The organism is Haemophilus sp. SZY H56 (genome assembly GCF_054332415.1).
Map to the genome: position 1 here is coordinate 114,307 of NZ_JBTGNX010000002.1, position 15,746 is coordinate 130,052.

Genomic DNA, 15,746 nt, shown 5'->3' on the forward strand with positions numbered 1-15,746 from the left:
AAGGCGATATGAAAATATCGCCTTTTGTTTGGACTAACTTTGTTTCCATAATGGAAGTTGAATAGTGACGGCAAGTCCACCTAAATTACTCTGTTCAGCCCAGACTTTTCCTTGATGTTCACTCACGACATTATATACGATGGTTAAGCCCAATCCTGTTCCGCCAGTTTCTCGAGTTCTTGCTTCATCTACTCTGTAAAATGGTTTAAAGATGTTATGAAATTCTTCTGGAGGTAAACCTAGACCATTATCATCCACTCTAATTTGTAGAAAGTCATCATCATTTTCATTTCTATATAAATTGATAGTGAGGCATATACGGTTCTTAGTATATTTTAATGCGTTACGAATAATGTTTTCAACCGCACTGGCTAGTAAACTTAGATTGCCAGAAATCACATATTCCTCAGGATGCAAAATAGCGATATTAACATCACAAGTAATCCGGCGTTGCTGTGCTTCAAATAATGCATCCTCTATGACCTCATCCCAAAGCTGAACAATAGAAAATAAATGGTGCTTCATTTGCGAATCCATTTTTTGATGGGAAACGAGTAGCAATTCGCTGATCATTTTATCCATTTGTTGTATCTCTTTTTCAATACGTTTTACAGGCTCTGTATCACCAATTTGGTGGCGAATGAGCGCTGTAGCGAGTTGTAAACGGGTTAGTGGTGTTTTTAATTCATGCGAGATGGACGAAAGTAGGTTGTGTTGATTTGAAATTAAATTATCAACCGCAATTGACATATTGTTAAAACTTTGACCAACGTCTCGTAATTCCGATGGACCATAATTAGCTAATTCCTTATTAACTTTGAAGTTTCCTGAGGCTATGCTATTAGCGGCTTTTTGCAAATGAGTGATAGGTTTTACAATAGTGCGAGTAAACCAACACAGCAAAGGTGTTGTAATGATTAACATTAAAATCAATAAAATCCAAGGCTGATCAAGGATATAACGTAAAATTTCTTGTTGATCGTTTGTTCTAGACACAAAGAATAATTTTGATGTCGTTTCTGAATCTCCAATATAGAATTTAAATGGACCTGCGATTTCGATATCGTTGAATACTCGACGCTGAGGGGTAGAAAAATCATTTGCCTCTTGGGCAAAGCGAGTGATGAACCTTTTTTCTTTGTCTAAAGCTCCTAAAATTTCTTGTTCAGGTGTCATGATGACAGGACGATAAGAATCAAACTTATCTACGGGAAGGACTGGAACACCCGCAAGAATGCTGCTAATTTTATTATTTCGAATGGATTCAAAAAGCTTCTTCTGATAGTTCGATATGTCATTTTGATTTAAGTCTGAATATAGGCGGCTATCATAATGAGGTAGTGCCACTAAGAGCGCAGCCATCGTAAAGAATGCTAACCAAAAGACAATAAATGTGCGTATAGTGAGCTGATTTAAGCTAAATTTTTTGACACGCATTATTCACATACCAATAGGTAACCATGCCCACGTAATGTTTTCAGCCATGGCAAACCATTTTTTCTTTCAGGAAGTTTTTTACGTAAGTTTGACATATGCATATCAATGGAGCGATCAAAAGGTGAGAGATTTTTGCCTAGCGCGTTTAGACTTAACTCTTCCCGAGAGATAATTTCTCCTGGTCGAAGTACGAGTTTATAAAGTAGAGCAAACTCAGAACCGGTTAGACCGAGATCTTGACCTTCATAAGAGGCTTGTTGAAGCCCTGAATGAAGTAATAGACCTTCGAATTCCAATGTATTTTCTTCTGATGATGAAGGCGTATTTTGTACGTCTTCGGATTGACTCGTACGTCTCAAAATCGCTTTGATACGAGCAACCAACTCTCGGTCATTAAAGGGTTTTGGTAAATAATCATCTGCACCCAGTTCTAGGCCAATTACACGGTCGATTTCTTGACCTCGTGCAGTAAGCATCATCACAGGAATATTTGATATTTGACGAATTTTTTTGAGTGTTTCAATACCATTTTATACAGGTATCATAACGTCTAGTAAAACTAACTGGTGGCTTTCATTCAGTTTTTCTAATGCCTCTTCACCATTATTGGCGACGTCGACTTCAAAGCCTGTAAGTTGTAAAATCTTAGCAAGTAAATCTGTAAGTTCAACATCATCATCAACTAATAGAATTTTTGACATTTTTATTCCCTTTTAATATAACAAACCTGCTTGGTTTAACAAGCAGGTATTATTCTTTAATGATTACCAAAATTTCCACCAGCTTTTTTTGTCTGGGTTATCAGGCGCACGGATGATTGTATTATTTTCATCTTGTTTTGCTACTTTAGGTAGCGGTTTATCTAATTCAGCACTGCTGACTAAGCCATTTTTATCAAATTTTACCGTGAAGGTGTGTTGTTCCGGTTTTTGGTAAGAGTGTTGTTGTAAGAACACGTAATACCAAGTTAAGTTACTATAAGGATCAATTAAAACCGGTGTACCAAGTAAATATTGAACTTGTTGGGCTGTCATGCCTGGTTTTACTTGTGCCACCGTGGCAGCCTCTAAATAGTTACCTTGTGGTACATCAATACGATAAACGACTTTTTGTACAGTTGAACAAGAAGTTAAGCTTAATGCTAAAACAACTGCACCTAAAAATGTTTTTAATTGCATATTTTTACCTTTTACTGCAAAGTTATGTCGAATGATACCGAAACTTTATGATCTTGCCAAATTAATTATCGCACTTTAATGCTTTTTGAAGTTGATCTTTCAAATTTGGTGGTATCCCTTTGATTGTTAAAGTATCTGTAAGTGGATCCCATTCAATACGGTTATTCAATAAATCCACATCAAAACTTAATGTCACCCCTTTACCGGAACCTGAAAATTTCGTTAATGTTTTTAAGGCTGAACGTACTGGTGGAATCGTTTCTTCCAAGCCGTAATCTTGCTCTTCTGTAAAGGTGACAAAAGGGCGCTCGTTTAGAGTCGGCAAATTAGCTGAAAGTTCAGTTAATGCGATCTCGCCGCCGCTAGCTAATTGACCTTTGCAGTACTCAAATACCTGTTTTTTGACTGCTTGGGTTTGTTCTTTATTTAGTTCACCTTGTTCACAGTAGTCACTTACCGCTTGTAATAAGCATTGGTTTTGAACTTGTGGATTTAATCCTTCTTCAGCCCCCAAGAAATCCATAAAGAAGTCACTGATTTTACGGCCAACACGACCTTTAATGAAGGTAAGGTAGCGGTTTGAGTTTGCGTTCACTTGCAAATCCGTTAAGTTGATACGTGCCGCAATATCAAATTGTGTGATATCTAAGTATTCTGTACGGCGAATTTCAAGATTTTCGTCAACTAACATACTGATACGGCTATCCAACAAAGCAATGAATAGGTAATCCGTCGCTAAAAAATTATATTGACACAGGATAAGCGTACCACTGTCTGCAAAATTATATTTACCTAATTCTTGCGCTAATAATTTTGTGGATTGTTGGCTGAAATTTAAAAAGTTGATTTCATTTTCTAATAAACGATTCAGATCTTGTGCAAAAATAGAGTTCTCTTGGAAGACACCAAATGCTTTACCTTTATTTTGATAGCCTTGATGTAATTGCAACATCATTTGTTCGACTTCTGGCGTAATGGTGAGAAGTTCATCACGCAACACGCTTTCCATGGTAGTGGTTTCATTTTCAGCGTGCTTAACTAATTGATGTAGCACGATTTGATTAACCGTAATGCTCATAATTTTTTCCTTTGTAAAATTTACCTTAAATTATAACCGCACTTTTTAAGCAAGAAAAAAGAAATTATTCAGATTGAGTAAATTATCGGGTATGATATGAGAAGTTTTTTTGTATTTAGAACAGGTTTAAAACATTCCAAATGGCTCAACATTCAAAGTATTCCGATGGGCAAGTTAATGCCATCATTAACGACATGATTAGCGTACTTGAAACTCACAAAGCACCCGTTGATCTTTCTCTTATTGCTTTAGGCAATATGGCCAGTAATTTATTGACCACTAGCGTACCAGCCGCACAGCGTGAAGCGCTCGCTCAAGCCTTTGCCAACTCTCTGATGAATTCGGTGAAAACAAAATAAAATGTGGTGGTTTAAAAAGAGCAAATTTAACGGACGTGAATACCGTGAAGAAACCTCACGAAAAATTTCGTGGGGACATTGGTTTGCTTTTTTTAACATTATCATCGCCATTCTTATTGGCAGTCGTTACGCCTTTCTCATTGACTGGCCTGACACCTTATTCGGTAAGATTTATTTCTTTATCAGCTTATTAGGACATTTCAGCTTTTGTGTTTTTGCCTTGTATTTGCTGGTTATTTTTCCGCTGAGTTTCATCATCAAAAATCACCGCACTTTCCGTGGATTAACGGTGATTATCACGACAATTTGCACCACTTTATTACTGTTTGATACGGAAGTATTTAATCGCTTCAATATCCATCTTTCTTCTATCGTTTGGAATTTATTAGTTAACCCTGAAAAGGGTGAGCTTTCACGAGATTGGCAAATTTTCTTTACGCCAATGCCGATTATTTTACTGATTCAAATGCTTTTCTCCCGCTGGAGTTGGGAAAAATTACGTAGTTTAGAACGTCAAAAATGGCTGAAGAAAGTCGGATTCGTGCTGACATCTACTTTTGTTGCAACACATTTAATTTACGCTTGGGCGGATGCATTTTTATATCGTCCGATTACCATGCAACGCTCAAATTTCCCACTTTCTTATCCCATGACTGCTCGAACCTTTTTGGAAAAACAAGGATTTATTAATGCGGAAGCATATTCTCAGCGCTTAGAGCAAGAAGGGCGTTTAGACGCATTAAAACTTGATTATCCGAAAAAAGACCTTCGGTTTGAGCAAGTTGAGAACAAACCAAATATTCTCGTGATTACCGTTTCAGGCTTACGTTATGATGCGCTAACTAGTGAGAAAATGCCTAAATTGTTTGAGTTTGCCACAAGTTCTACTCAATTTACGAATCATTACAGTAGTGGTAATACGAACAATGCCGGCTTAGTGGGCTTATTCTATGGACTTAATGCAAATTATACGGACAGTATTTTGAGTAATCACACACCGTCGGTATTAATTAAAAAGCTACAAGATGAGAAGTATCAATTTGTCGCTTATTCGTCTACGGCATTTAAAGACAGTTTATTTAAACAAGCCTTGTTCCGTAATGTAAAATTGCCTAAAGTGAAAGCCTCTTCGCCAAAAGAAGAGATAAATGGTGTTTTATCACTCTTAAAAAATGATAAGCCTTGGTTTGCTTATGTGGATTTAGATATTACGGATAAAACGCAAGAAAATTACACCAAATCGCTTGCAGATATAGATCAACAGATTGATGAAACCTTAGCATCAGTTTCTTTAGAGAATACGATTGTCATTATTACGGCAGAACATGGTACAACCTTTAATAAGATGGATGAAAAAGCGCAAGAAAACTATTTTAGTCGTGATGAAATCCAAGTGCCATTTATTGTTTACTGGAAAGATTTGCCGGTGCAAGAAGTTTCGAAATTAACGAGTCATACAGATTTATTACCGGCATTGATGTCATCGATCTTTAAAGTGAAAAATCCTGTTGTAGATTATGCACAAGGTCGCAATTTATTTGAGCTTAATGGCGATTCTTGGGTGTTAGCATCGAATTTCCGCTGGAATGTCATTATTCAGCCAGATGGCACACAGTACCATATTGATCGCAAAGGAAACTATAAGAAATTTGACCGCACTTATACTGAGCAATCCTCTAGTCGACCTCCGCTCGGCTTGTTTTTAGACGTTTTCAACCAAGAGCGTTCTTTTATTAATAAATAGGTAGCTTTTTTGTGCTTAAAATCTTATACTTTGCACCCAGTTGAAAGACTGAAAAGATGTTATTAATTAAAATCTGCGAATTTTTCATAACATTGCAAACAATTCACAATAGATCTGACCCTTATTGGGTTTGCTTTTCAATTAATACACTTCTCGTCTCTCTTTTCCTTTCTTTTTTGGCGGAGTTATTATGAGAAATCACGTTCGTAGCTTTAAAACGTTTATTCGAGACGAAATTATTAAAAAAGGTGGCTGGGTTAATGCCCACGCTCATGCAGATCGTGCTTTTACAATGACACCCGAAAAAATCGGCATTTACCACAACAGTAATCTTCAACAAAAATGGGATTTAGTGGACGAAGTTAAACGTACCTCAAGTGTTGATGATTATTACGCCCGTTTCTGTCAATCGATTGAGCTGATGATTTCCCAAGGGGTGACGGCATTTGGTACTTTTGTGGATATCGACCCGATTTGTGAAGACAGAGCCATCATTGCTGCACACAAAGCTCGCGAAGTTTATAAGCATGACATTATTTTGAAATTTGCGAATCAAACCTTAAAAGGGGTCATTGAGCCAGAAGCCCGTAAATGGTTTGATATTGGCTCTGATATGGTGGATATGATTGGTGGCTTGCCTTATCGCGATGAGCTTGATTATGGTCGCGGTCTTGAAGCAATGGATATTTTACTTGATGCGGCTAAGTCTCGCGGCATTATGTGTCATGTGCACGTGGACCAATTCAATTCTCCGAAAGAAAAAGAAACCGAACAGCTGAGTGATAAAACCATTGAACATGGTATGGAAGGTCGAGTAGTGGCAATCCATGGTATTTCCATTGGCGCTCACAGTAAAGAATATCGCTATAAACTTTATGAGAAAATGCGTCAGGCAAAAATGATGATGATTGCTTGCCCAATGGCGTGGATTGATAGTAATCGAAAAGAAGATTTAATGCCTTTCCATAATGCCTTGACACCGGCAGATGAAATGATTCCAGAGGGGATTACAGTCGCGTTAGGTACGGATAATATCTGTGATTATATGGTGCCACTTTGTGAAGGCGATTTATGGCAAGAACTAAGTTTACTTGCTGCGGGCTGTCGTTTCCCACATCTTGATGCAATGGTTGATATTGCCAGTATTAATGGACGTAAAGTGTTAGGTTTAGAGCCTGTTTAATCCAAAAAATTAGATAGAAGTGCGGTCATAAGACGAAAAGTTTTGTGGCCGTTTTTATTTATAAGACAAAACAGAACGAATACTAATTTGACTGATTTAAGTAAGGATTGTAAGAAAGTGGTGGGCGATACCGGTCTCGAACCAGTGACCCCCTCCTTGTAAGGGAGGTGCTCTCCCAACTGAGCTAATCGCCCGATGCACCTGAAAAGGTATTCGGATTTATTTAAACACTAAAATTAAGTGGTGGGCGATACTGGTCTCGAACCAGTGACCCCCTCCTTGTAAGGGAGGTGCTCTCCCAACTGAGCTAATCGCCCACATAAGAAAAGCGTTTAAATAATGGGAAAGTTTGAGCGGAAAGAACACTTTAGAAAAGTGGTGGGCGATACCGGTCTCGAACCAGTGACCCCCTCCTTGTAAGGGAGGTGCTCTCCCAACTGAGCTAATCGCCCGCTTGGTCAAACTTTTACAACATTAAAGCTTACTTTGGAAAAAGTGGTGGGCGATACCGGTCTCGAACCAGTGACCCCCTCCTTGTAAGGGAGGTGCTCTCCCAACTGAGCTAATCGCCCTTAATGTTGTGGATTGGCATTATAAGTATAATGAGATTTCAGTCAATATATTTTTATGAAAAAGCGTCTAGTTGTTGCAAAAATAGGCATAAAATCAGATTTTTTATTTAGAAGTCACGCAAGTCGTAGTAAAATAAAGGTAATTTTTGTAATGAATAGGTTATTAAGAAAATGAAAATTGATCCTCCTTTTGAATTAGATCCGAATGTCAAAGTACGTACACGTTTTGCCCCAAGCCCGACAGGTTATTTGCATGTAGGCGGTGCACGTACAGCCCTTTATTCTTGGTTATTTGCAAAACATAACAACGGTGAGTTTGTATTACGCATTGAAGATACCGATTTAGAGCGTTCTACACCGGAAGCAACAGCAGCAATCATTGAAGGGATGGAGTGGTTAAACCTGGCTTGGGAGCATGGTCCTTACTATCAAACCAAACGCTTTGAGCGTTACAATCAAGTGATTGATGAAATGATTGAGCAAGGCTTGGCTTATCGTTGCTATTGCTCTAAAGAGCGCCTAGAAGAATTACGTCATACACAAGAGCAAAACAAAGAAAAACCACGTTATGACCGTCATTGTTTACATGATCACAATCATTCAGCCGATGAGCCACATGTTGTACGTTTTAAAAACCCAACAGAAGGTTCAGTCGTGTTTGATGATGCCGTGCGTGGTCGTATTGAAATCAGCAATAGCGAATTAGATGATTTAATTATTCGTCGTACCGATGGTTCACCAACCTACAACTTCTGTGTGGTAGTGGATGACTGGGACATGGGTATTACTCATGTTGTGCGTGGTGAAGACCACATTAACAACACTCCACGTCAAATTAATATCTTAAAAGCGTTAGGCGCACCAATTCCTGTCTATGCGCACGTTTCCATGATTAATGGTGATGATGGTCAAAAACTTTCAAAACGTCATGGTGCGGTAAGTGTGATGCAATATCGTGATGACGGTTATTTACCTGAAGCCTTAATCAACTATCTTGTTCGTTTAGGTTGGGGGCATGGTGACCAAGAGATCTTTACACGTGAAGAAATGATTAAATTCTTCGAATTAGATCATGTGAGTAAGTCAGCGAGTGCATTTAACACAGAAAAATTATTGTGGTTAAACCACCATTACATTCGTGAGTTACCACCTGAATATGTGGCAAAACACCTTGCATGGCACTATAAAGATCAAGGTATTGATACATCAAATGGCCCAGCATTAACTGAAATCGTGACGATGCTTGCAGAACGTTGTAAAACCTTAAAAGAAATGGCATCAGCAAGCCGTTATTTCTTCGAAGAGTTTGAAAGCTTTGATGAAGCAGCGGTGAAGAAACACTTTAAAGCAGCGGCGATTGAATCACTTGAAAAAGTAAAAGAAAAATTGACCGCACTTTCTCGCTGGGATTTACATTCTACGCATGAAGCGATTGAACAAACCGCTGCTGAATTAGAAGTGGGGATGGGTAAAGTCGGAATGCCATTACGCGTGGCAGTGACAGGCTCAGGTCAATCACCTTCTATGGATGTGACATTAGTGGGTATCGGTCGTGAACGTGTGTTAGCGCGTATCCAACGTGCCATTGATTTTATTAAATCTCAAAACGCTTAATATTTAGGCTGATAAACGGGATTTGATTATTTCAATATTGACAGTTTATCAGCCGAAATTTATTATAGCTTGCGTTATTTGGGGATATAGCTCAGTTGGGAGAGCGCTTGAATGGCATTCAAGAGGTCGTCGGTTCGATCCCGATTATCTCCACCAAATTAATAAAGCAAGGTTAATCACCTTGCTTTTTTTTCGTGCAGAATAAGGCATTTTGCGCCATTTCATAACGCATAGTAACGCACAATAACGCATATTGACCGCAAATAATAGTACCCAATTTGGTACCCGAGTGTTATAGTACCCAAAAATTTGGGTACTAAAAGGGCTATTTATGGCACGTAAAATCACAGGACTAACCAATACTCAAGTAGAGCGCAGTAAGTACGATTCAAGCGGGAAAAATGAATTAAATGACGGCAATGGGCTATTCTTAGAACTTAAGCCAACAGGGGCTAAGGTATGGCGCTTTCGTTACAATCACCCCGCCACCAATAAGCGCACTAAAACCACAATAGGCAACTACCCCGAAATCACGCTTGCACAAGCCCGACAACAGCGCGAGGAATGGCGGGCGTTATTGGCGCAAGGGATAGACCCACAAACGCACAGGGCGCGTATAGCGCGAGAGTTAGAGCTCGCAGAGGCTAACACCTTTCTAGCCGTAGCCGAGAAATGGCGGGCGAAAAAGCAAGGCGAGATCACCAAGAAAACATTAGATAAATACTGGAGCAGTTTGCGCCTTCACGTCTTCCCTTTTATTGGCTCACATCCAATAGGCGAGATAGTCCCGACGGTAGCGCTAATTCCCTTGCAACGTGTAGAGGGGCGTAACAATATCGACATGGCAAACCGCCTAGCGAGCTATATCAACGAGATATTAAACTTTGCCGTAAATGGTGGGCTGATTCCATTTAACCCTTGCTTGCGAATGAATAAAACGCTAAAGCAACACAAGAAAGAGAACAACCCACGCATTAAGAGTGAAGAACTACCAGAGTTTATGCAAGCCTTAGCGCATGCAAAGATTGAGCCACAAACCCGCGCCCTAATTCAATTTCAAATGCTCACAATGACACGACCGGGCGAGGCAAGCGGGGCGCAATGGTCGGAAATTGATTTAGACAAGCGATTATGGACGATTCCAGCAGAAAGAATGAAAGCAAGAGAGGCACACATTATTCCGCTTTCTTCTCAAACCGTTCAACTATTGGAAACCTTGCAACCCGTAACGGGGCGCTTTGAATATGTATTCCCTAAACATGGCGATAACCACGCGTCTATGAGTTCATCAAGCGCGAATATGGCTATTAAGCGAATGGGCTATGCGGGCAGACAAACCGCCCACGGCTTGCGGGGATTAGCTAGAACTTACCTAGCCGAGCAGAACACCAACCACGAACACGCAGAGGCGTGCTTGGCTCATAAAACAGGCGGGAATGTAAGCCTAGCCTACAACCACGCCACCTATTTAGAGCAACGCAAGGCAATTATGCAAAAATGGGCGAATTATGTCGAACAATGCGCTCAAGGCTCAAGCCTTTTGAAATAATCTTCCGCCACCACACACCACAAGAGCGAGCAATCGCTCTTTTTTTTCGCCTTATTCTTACCATTCATCATTTTTTATAAAACTTTTTAAAAATTTTTCCACTTTTACACTTAACTACCTATTTCTTAATTTAACTATATGAAAATAAATAAAAATAATTAAGTGATAAATTAAGTGGTTTAAAGTGGTTAAGTGGAAAAATAGAAAAGGGAAAGAAAATGGCAATTTTGCCAACTGTTTAAAATCTATCCAATCAAAAATATTTTTGTTTCTTTCAAGTTCTAGAAAGAGCTTTATTATGTTAAATAAAGCCGTAAAAGTTCCTAAAACTCAATTCCGTTTAAACTACGTTTAAATTCCCCGCGCTTGCTTTAAATGCTTTTTGGTAAGCAAACGGGATCACCTCAAAAATTTAAACGCGCTTAAATGCATTTAAACGCCTCTTAAATCAATTTAAACCACTGTTCAAGCATACAAATTTACTCATTTTAATGTTTCTCATTTTTAGCGGTTAAAAACCGCTAAAAGTGGGAATTTAGCGATATTTAGACGCTATTGACAATATTTTTACCGCAAATTAGGCTAAATAACGCACAGAGCATTAACATGATGAATCAACAGTCACCAAGGGGATTTTATGAACGAACAAGAAAGCCAAGTAGAAAAATATTACACCGTAAAAGAACTTGAAGAACGCTTGAGCGTATCGCGCTCCACGCTTGACCGATTGGCGAAGAATGGAAAATTACAGAAAGTTAAATTTGGCAATAAAACACTCTTTACTGGGCGTAGCGTAAACGCGTATTTATTGGCGGTAGCGTAATGGTTAGACTTTTTCGCAAAGGCTTGACACCCTGCGGGGAATTTGGCACACTTTCCCCGCGGTCGCAAAAAACGACCGCCGAGCCTGGAAACTCGAATAAATTATCAACGGCGCAGAACACGCCCGAAGCGTGTTTTTTTATGCGTAAATTACACACACCCAAAGAACGCCCCGAGCGTCTATCTATGGTAGCGTGTAATGGGAAAGGTTCCGCCCTTTGCTGTGTTCCGTTGATCGCAGTTTTCCAGCCCGTTACACGTTACCGCCAAAACCTGGAAAATTTAGCGGTAACTCTTGAAAAATTTATCAACGGAGTTACGCAAATGTATCAATTCATTTTTGCGCTTATGCGCACACCTAAACAAAGCCTAAAAATCCGTATTTTAGCCGATAACGAACAACAAGCCCGCGCCCGTTTTACTCATGGCGATACCTTGTTATTTGTTGGCAGAATTAACCAAAACCCACGGAAAAACAACCGCACTTTAGCCTCACGTTTTCCCCTTTCTGCACCAGCAACACAAGGGGGCGTTTATGCGTAATATCCTACACACCGCCTTACGCGAACATTTAGCCCAATATGCGGGCAACCGTGAAAAATTAAACGAGCTTTATCAAGCTTTCAAAGACCACGAAGAAAGCACCACGGAAGCAATCACGCTTTATGCGGATTTAGTTTTTAATTATGGCGTTGATGAAGATAGCACGCTTTCAAAAATCAATGCGCACACCGTGATCGGAATGGGGCTAACCTTAAAAAGTCTAGCCAATGATTTAGAACTTTCGCAATACGGGCGCGAATATACGGATATTGAATTAAGCCGTGAAACCCAAGGGGGAAACCATGAAAACTAAACTTAAAAACGCCCCGCACTTGAACGAACAGAAAAATGACGGTGCGGAATTGCTGGTTTTAATTGGTTCTAAGGCGTGGAATGCATGGGATAAAGGCAATGGTACGGAATGGCTATTACTGGCGCAAGCCTTACGCACTGACCCGAAAGAAAAGCCTGTAATTATTGGCGCAAGCCAATTAGAAGAAATTAACCACTTGCGCCTTGCGGAAGAAACAGACCGCTCCGCAGTGCGTCTATTCCAATTTGGCAATCTTTCACAGGAACAGCTTTCAGCGGTGGTGGCGAATTTGGCGAAAAATAGCCAAGTAACACAGCTTACCCTTTGCGACAACCTAGGACACTTGCAAGATGACGGCAATTTATCGGATTGGCTAAAACGCACAAGAGCGCAAGGCGCGGAAAGTGTGGCGGAGGTGGTGGCGAAAACCTTAACCCCGAATGCGCCGTTATTGGATTTTGAAAGCGAAAAACCGACACAGCCAGAAATCGCCGAAGCCTTTTTAAACTGGAATACTAACCCACTTAGAACAGATGGCAACTCAGGTGAATCCTTTGAATATAACGGACTATATTGGGAAAAATTGCCAAGTATGGAACTTCAACGAAAAGTGCGGGAATTTTACAAGGCGCACGGCTATAACAAGTACACCGCCAACAGTTTAAAATCTATTGCGGATTTAATCGCGATTGAAGCAGAAAGAATCCCTACACCAAGTCCCGATTTTATAGGCTTTCAAAATGGCGTGCTCAATAAGAAAACGGGCGAATTTATGCCGCACAAAATCGACCATTATTTGCGTTCAGCAGAAAAATTTGAGTGCAATATTCAAAGCAAAAATACACCGCACTTTGATGACTGGCTTGATTTTGTATGCAATGGCAACGACAACAAGCGCAATGCAATTCTAGCGGGGCTTTATATGGTGCTCACCAATCGCAATGAATGGGGGCTATTTTTAGAAGCAACCGGCACGGCAGGCGCGGGGAAATCGGTATTTTCACGCATTGCATCCATTATCAACGGAGAAAGCAACACGGCTTATATCAGCCTACAAGAATTGGAGAAAGACGAAAAGCGGGCAATGCTTATCGGTAAAAGCCTGGCTATTTCACCTGATCAGAAACCTTACACTGGAAGTGCGGACGAATTGAAGGCTATTACTGGTGGGGATAATGTGGGGGTGAGAATGCTTTATGTGGGCTCATTTTCTACAAAACTTAGCCCAGTGTTTATGCTTGTTACAAATAATCCACTTACATTTACTGACCGTAACGGAGGGATTTTGCGCCGACGTATTATTATTCCATTTGAGCGGTCAATTCCGAAAGAGAAAAAAGACGTGCATTTTACGGAAAAAGTGCAAGCAGAAGTTTACGGCATTGTGAATAAATTATTAGCGCTATATCCGAATCCGGATAGCGCCCGCAAGATTTTGGAAGATTATCGCGAATTAGACGAAGGGAAAGGCGTGAAACGTGAAGCGAATCACCTAATAGACTTTTTGGGGCATTTTGAGTTACGCGAACACCGCAACGAAAAAGCCTTGCGCCTAGGCAATGCACGGGGTGGGTTTATTCCTTATGGCGATCAGACAAAACCTGATAGTTTATATTCCGCCTATTTGTTCTATTGTGAATGTAGCGGATTAAATCCAATCAACCGATTTACATTCAATAACGCATTAAGCGACGCGTTCAAAGAATGTGGCGAGAAGGTAGAATATGACGTAAAAATGTATTATGGCTATGAAACTACGAATGCATTTTGGAAAAATCGCGGGCTTTCTATACGACAATGGGAAGGTTAAAATATTATTGCGGTGGGGGTTTCCTACTGGAAAGGTTGCTCGGTGTAAGCCCGCATTATCCTGTTCGAATCAGGCAAGCCACCGCACCTAATCAAAAACAATAAGGCGATAAAATCGCCTTTTTTTTTGCTTAAAATTTGTCTTTTCTATCTGTTTTCACTTAAAAAAATCACTTGAGTGATTTGTATCACTGAGCCTTAATCCTTGTGGCGCAAGGCTTGAGCGTGTTTAAGTGGAAAAGTGGAAAAATTTTTCAAAAGTTTTTTTATTTGTTTGTTTATTTATTTTTCCTTTCTTTTGCTCCTCTTTCTTTAAATCGCTTGAAAATCAAAAATGATTAATTTGCTTTAAAGTTTCACTATAAACAGAGGGGTAAGAAATGGAAAAAAATGTTTTTAGTGAATTTGCCGAGAGTTTTCATTTAAGCATTAAAGAAGCTCAAGCAATGGGGCTAGAAGGTGAAGAATTGAGCACTAAAGCTTTAGAGTTATTTCAATTCTATTGTGGTGGATTAGTTTTATATATTCCTAAAGGTTGCACCAATAATTCATACAGAAACAAAGCCATTATTGCTGAGTTTAATGGAAAGAATCACAGAGAGCTTGCAAGAAAATATGGCGTATCAGTTCAATGGATTTATTCAATTTTAAATAATGGAAAGAAAAATGCAGAAAATTGAGATTTTCAAAGCGGGGAAACGACCCGATTCAAACGGTAACTTTACAGAAATAAAAGTATCACAACTTGCGCAAGCAGTGACGGCGTATGACCCTAGTCTACACGAAGCGCCCGCAGTGATCGGACACCCGAAAGATAATGCGCCCGCCTATGCATGGGTGAAAGGCTTAAGCCTTGAGGGCGATACGCTCAAAGCAGAATTAACGCAGATTGACCCCGAATTTTCTGAAATGGTACAGATGGGGCGTTTTAAAAAAATTTCCGCTTCTTTCTATCTCGAAGATAGTCCGCACAATCCTAAACCAGGCAAATTATATTTGCGCCATGTGGGCTTTTTAGGTGCAATGCCACCCGCGGTTAAAGGCTTGCGCAATCCCGAATTTTCGGAAAATGAGAAAGGCGTAGTTAATTTTTCCATAGAAATAGAAGACAACTTGGAGATTAATGCGTTACGCGCTGAAAATGAGCAATTAAAGGCAGAAGAAAGAGCTCGTAAAAATCTAGACTTTGCGGAAGGGTTAGTATCTATTGGCAGACTGGCACCAATCGCAAAAGGAAAAGCTCTAGAGCTTCTTAGCTATGCCGAAGAATGCGACCAGGCGGGCGTAATTAATTTTAACGAAGGAGAAAGCATGGCACAAAAAGTGCGAGAGTTTTTAGCCCTTCAACCCAAAGTGGTGAGTTTTGGCGAACTTGCCACAAAAGAACACGCGGTAAGCGGTCAATCTTCCGATTTAGTGGAGTATTCCGAGGATACGCCCGCAAATATTATCGAATTAGACCAACAGATCCGCCAATGTATGAAACAAAACAATGTGGACTACATAACCGCGTTTAACCTTATTCATAAATCAAGATAGGAGCCA

Annotated in this window: 14 protein-coding genes, 5 tRNA genes and 2 pseudogenes; 13 read left to right on the top strand and 8 right to left on the bottom strand. The window is 39.9% G+C overall.

Annotated features, from left to right (window positions below):
* Positions 1-33: 33 nt before the first annotated feature.
* From cpxA to yejK, 4 genes and pseudogenes are all read right to left on the bottom strand, one after another.
* Positions 34-1,437 carry an envelope stress sensor histidine kinase CpxA gene (gene cpxA, locus ACXVWP_RS02440; RefSeq protein ID WP_289901520.1) on the bottom strand — a complete coding sequence of 468 codons (1,404 nt, stop codon included), beginning with the start codon at positions 1,435-1,437 and terminating at the stop codon, positions 34-36.
* Positions 1,437-2,138 (bottom strand): annotated as a pseudogene (locus ACXVWP_RS02445) (response regulator). The gene cpxA and the pseudogene ACXVWP_RS02445 overlap by 1 nt, the downstream one beginning before the upstream one ends.
* 63 nt (positions 2,139-2,201) lie before the next feature.
* Positions 2,202-2,615 carry an outer membrane protein assembly factor BamE gene (gene bamE, locus ACXVWP_RS02450; protein WP_289901518.1) on the bottom strand — a complete coding sequence of 138 codons (414 nt, stop codon included), beginning with the start codon at positions 2,613-2,615 and terminating at the stop codon, positions 2,202-2,204.
* Between the two features lie 61 nt (positions 2,616-2,676).
* Positions 2,677-3,693, bottom strand: coding sequence for a nucleoid-associated protein YejK (yejK, locus tag ACXVWP_RS02455; RefSeq protein WP_289901517.1), 1,017 nt, complete (start codon positions 3,691-3,693; stop codon positions 2,677-2,679).
* A gap of 140 nt (positions 3,694-3,833) precedes the next feature.
* Here yejK and ACXVWP_RS02460 point away from each other — a divergent pair, with 140 nt between their 5' ends.
* From ACXVWP_RS02460 to ACXVWP_RS02470, 3 genes are all read left to right on the top strand, one after another.
* Positions 3,834-4,052, top strand: coding sequence for a YejL family protein (locus ACXVWP_RS02460; RefSeq protein ID WP_014064863.1), 219 nt, complete (start codon positions 3,834-3,836; stop codon positions 4,050-4,052).
* 1 nt (position 4,053) lies between these two features.
* The gene (locus tag ACXVWP_RS02465; RefSeq protein ID WP_297568763.1) at positions 4,054-5,796 is read left to right on the top strand and encodes a DUF3413 domain-containing protein; all 1,743 of its coding nucleotides are present in this window, start codon (positions 4,054-4,056) and stop codon (positions 5,794-5,796) included.
* 190 nt (positions 5,797-5,986) lie between these two features.
* Positions 5,987-6,979 carry an amidohydrolase family protein gene (locus ACXVWP_RS02470; protein WP_297568761.1) on the top strand — a complete coding sequence of 331 codons (993 nt, stop codon included), beginning with the start codon at positions 5,987-5,989 and terminating at the stop codon, positions 6,977-6,979.
* A gap of 118 nt (positions 6,980-7,097) precedes the next feature.
* Here the strand turns inward: ACXVWP_RS02470 and ACXVWP_RS02475 are convergent.
* From ACXVWP_RS02475 to ACXVWP_RS02490, 4 genes are all read right to left on the bottom strand, one after another.
* Positions 7,098-7,173, bottom strand: a tRNA-Val gene (locus ACXVWP_RS02475).
* 47 nt (positions 7,174-7,220) lie between these two features.
* Positions 7,221-7,296: transfer RNA gene (locus ACXVWP_RS02480), tRNA-Val, on the bottom strand.
* Positions 7,297-7,355: 59 nt separating this feature from the next.
* A tRNA-Val gene (locus ACXVWP_RS02485) sits at positions 7,356-7,431 on the bottom strand.
* A 44-nt stretch (positions 7,432-7,475) separates the two neighbouring features.
* Positions 7,476-7,551, bottom strand: a tRNA-Val gene (locus tag ACXVWP_RS02490).
* Positions 7,552-7,722: 171 nt separating this feature from the next.
* Between ACXVWP_RS02490 and gltX the strand changes: the two genes are divergently transcribed.
* The 10 genes and pseudogenes from gltX (at position 7,723) to ACXVWP_RS02540 (ending at position 15,740) form a co-directional block, all read left to right on the top strand.
* Positions 7,723-9,165: a glutamate--tRNA ligase gene (gene gltX / locus ACXVWP_RS02495; protein WP_297570141.1), complete on the top strand. Its 1,443-nt coding sequence runs from the start codon at positions 7,723-7,725 to the stop codon at positions 9,163-9,165.
* An 80-nt stretch (positions 9,166-9,245) separates the two neighbouring features.
* Positions 9,246-9,321 (top strand) — tRNA-Ala (locus tag ACXVWP_RS02500).
* Between the two features lie 175 nt (positions 9,322-9,496).
* A complete protein-coding gene (locus ACXVWP_RS02505) occupies positions 9,497-10,714 on the top strand; it encodes a tyrosine-type recombinase/integrase (protein WP_297570144.1) in 1,218 nt (405 codons plus the stop codon).
* A 637-nt stretch (positions 10,715-11,351) separates the two neighbouring features.
* The gene (locus tag ACXVWP_RS02510; protein ID WP_297570147.1) at positions 11,352-11,537 is read left to right on the top strand and encodes a helix-turn-helix domain-containing protein; all 186 of its coding nucleotides are present in this window, start codon (positions 11,352-11,354) and stop codon (positions 11,535-11,537) included.
* A pseudogene (locus ACXVWP_RS02515) lies at positions 11,537-11,821 on the top strand (host cell division inhibitor Icd-like protein); the annotation flags it as partial. The gene ACXVWP_RS02510 and the pseudogene ACXVWP_RS02515, both read left to right, overlap by 1 nt.
* A 39-nt stretch (positions 11,822-11,860) precedes the next feature.
* A complete protein-coding gene (locus tag ACXVWP_RS02520; protein ID WP_297570168.1) occupies positions 11,861-12,079 on the top strand; it encodes a host cell division inhibitor Icd-like protein in 219 nt (72 codons plus the stop codon).
* Positions 12,072-12,392, top strand: coding sequence for a hypothetical protein (locus tag ACXVWP_RS02525; RefSeq protein WP_297570150.1), 321 nt, complete (start codon positions 12,072-12,074; stop codon positions 12,390-12,392). The genes ACXVWP_RS02520 and ACXVWP_RS02525 overlap by 8 nt, the downstream gene beginning before the upstream one ends.
* The gene (locus tag ACXVWP_RS02530) at positions 12,382-14,202 is read left to right on the top strand and encodes a DNA primase family protein (protein WP_297570153.1); all 1,821 of its coding nucleotides are present in this window, start codon (positions 12,382-12,384) and stop codon (positions 14,200-14,202) included. Before ACXVWP_RS02525 ends, ACXVWP_RS02530 begins: the two co-directional genes overlap by 11 nt.
* A gap of 379 nt (positions 14,203-14,581) precedes the next feature.
* Positions 14,582-14,881, top strand: a complete 300-nt coding sequence (locus ACXVWP_RS02535) for a Mor transcription activator family protein (protein WP_297570156.1) — start codon at positions 14,582-14,584, stop codon at positions 14,879-14,881.
* Positions 14,868-15,740: a peptidase gene (locus ACXVWP_RS02540; protein WP_297570159.1), complete on the top strand. Its 873-nt coding sequence runs from the start codon at positions 14,868-14,870 to the stop codon at positions 15,738-15,740. Before ACXVWP_RS02535 ends, ACXVWP_RS02540 begins: the two co-directional genes overlap by 14 nt.
* Positions 15,741-15,746: the final 6 nt, after the last annotated feature.

Coding starts and splice junctions, on each gene's coding strand:
- cpxA (WP_289901520.1), bottom strand. CDS start 1,437: ATGCGTGTCAAAAAATTTAGCTTAAATCAGCTCACTATACGCACATTT.
- ACXVWP_RS02505 (WP_297570144.1), top strand. CDS start 9,497: ATGGCACGTAAAATCACAGGACTAACCAATACTCAAGTAGAGCGCAGT.
- ACXVWP_RS02460 (WP_014064863.1), top strand. CDS start 3,834: ATGGCTCAACATTCAAAGTATTCCGATGGGCAAGTTAATGCCATCATT.
- ACXVWP_RS02520 (WP_297570168.1), top strand. CDS start 11,861: ATGTATCAATTCATTTTTGCGCTTATGCGCACACCTAAACAAAGCCTA.
- ACXVWP_RS02540 (WP_297570159.1), top strand. CDS start 14,868: ATGCAGAAAATTGAGATTTTCAAAGCGGGGAAACGACCCGATTCAAAC.
- ACXVWP_RS02465 (WP_297568763.1), top strand. CDS start 4,054: ATGTGGTGGTTTAAAAAGAGCAAATTTAACGGACGTGAATACCGTGAA.
- ACXVWP_RS02525 (WP_297570150.1), top strand. CDS start 12,072: ATGCGTAATATCCTACACACCGCCTTACGCGAACATTTAGCCCAATAT.
- ACXVWP_RS02510 (WP_297570147.1), top strand. CDS start 11,352: ATGAACGAACAAGAAAGCCAAGTAGAAAAATATTACACCGTAAAAGAA.
- bamE (WP_289901518.1), bottom strand. CDS start 2,615: ATGCAATTAAAAACATTTTTAGGTGCAGTTGTTTTAGCATTAAGCTTA.
- ACXVWP_RS02470 (WP_297568761.1), top strand. CDS start 5,987: ATGAGAAATCACGTTCGTAGCTTTAAAACGTTTATTCGAGACGAAATT.
- yejK (WP_289901517.1), bottom strand. CDS start 3,693: ATGAGCATTACGGTTAATCAAATCGTGCTACATCAATTAGTTAAGCAC.
- ACXVWP_RS02535 (WP_297570156.1), top strand. CDS start 14,582: ATGGAAAAAAATGTTTTTAGTGAATTTGCCGAGAGTTTTCATTTAAGC.
- ACXVWP_RS02530 (WP_297570153.1), top strand. CDS start 12,382: ATGAAAACTAAACTTAAAAACGCCCCGCACTTGAACGAACAGAAAAAT.
- gltX (WP_297570141.1), top strand. CDS start 7,723: ATGAAAATTGATCCTCCTTTTGAATTAGATCCGAATGTCAAAGTACGT.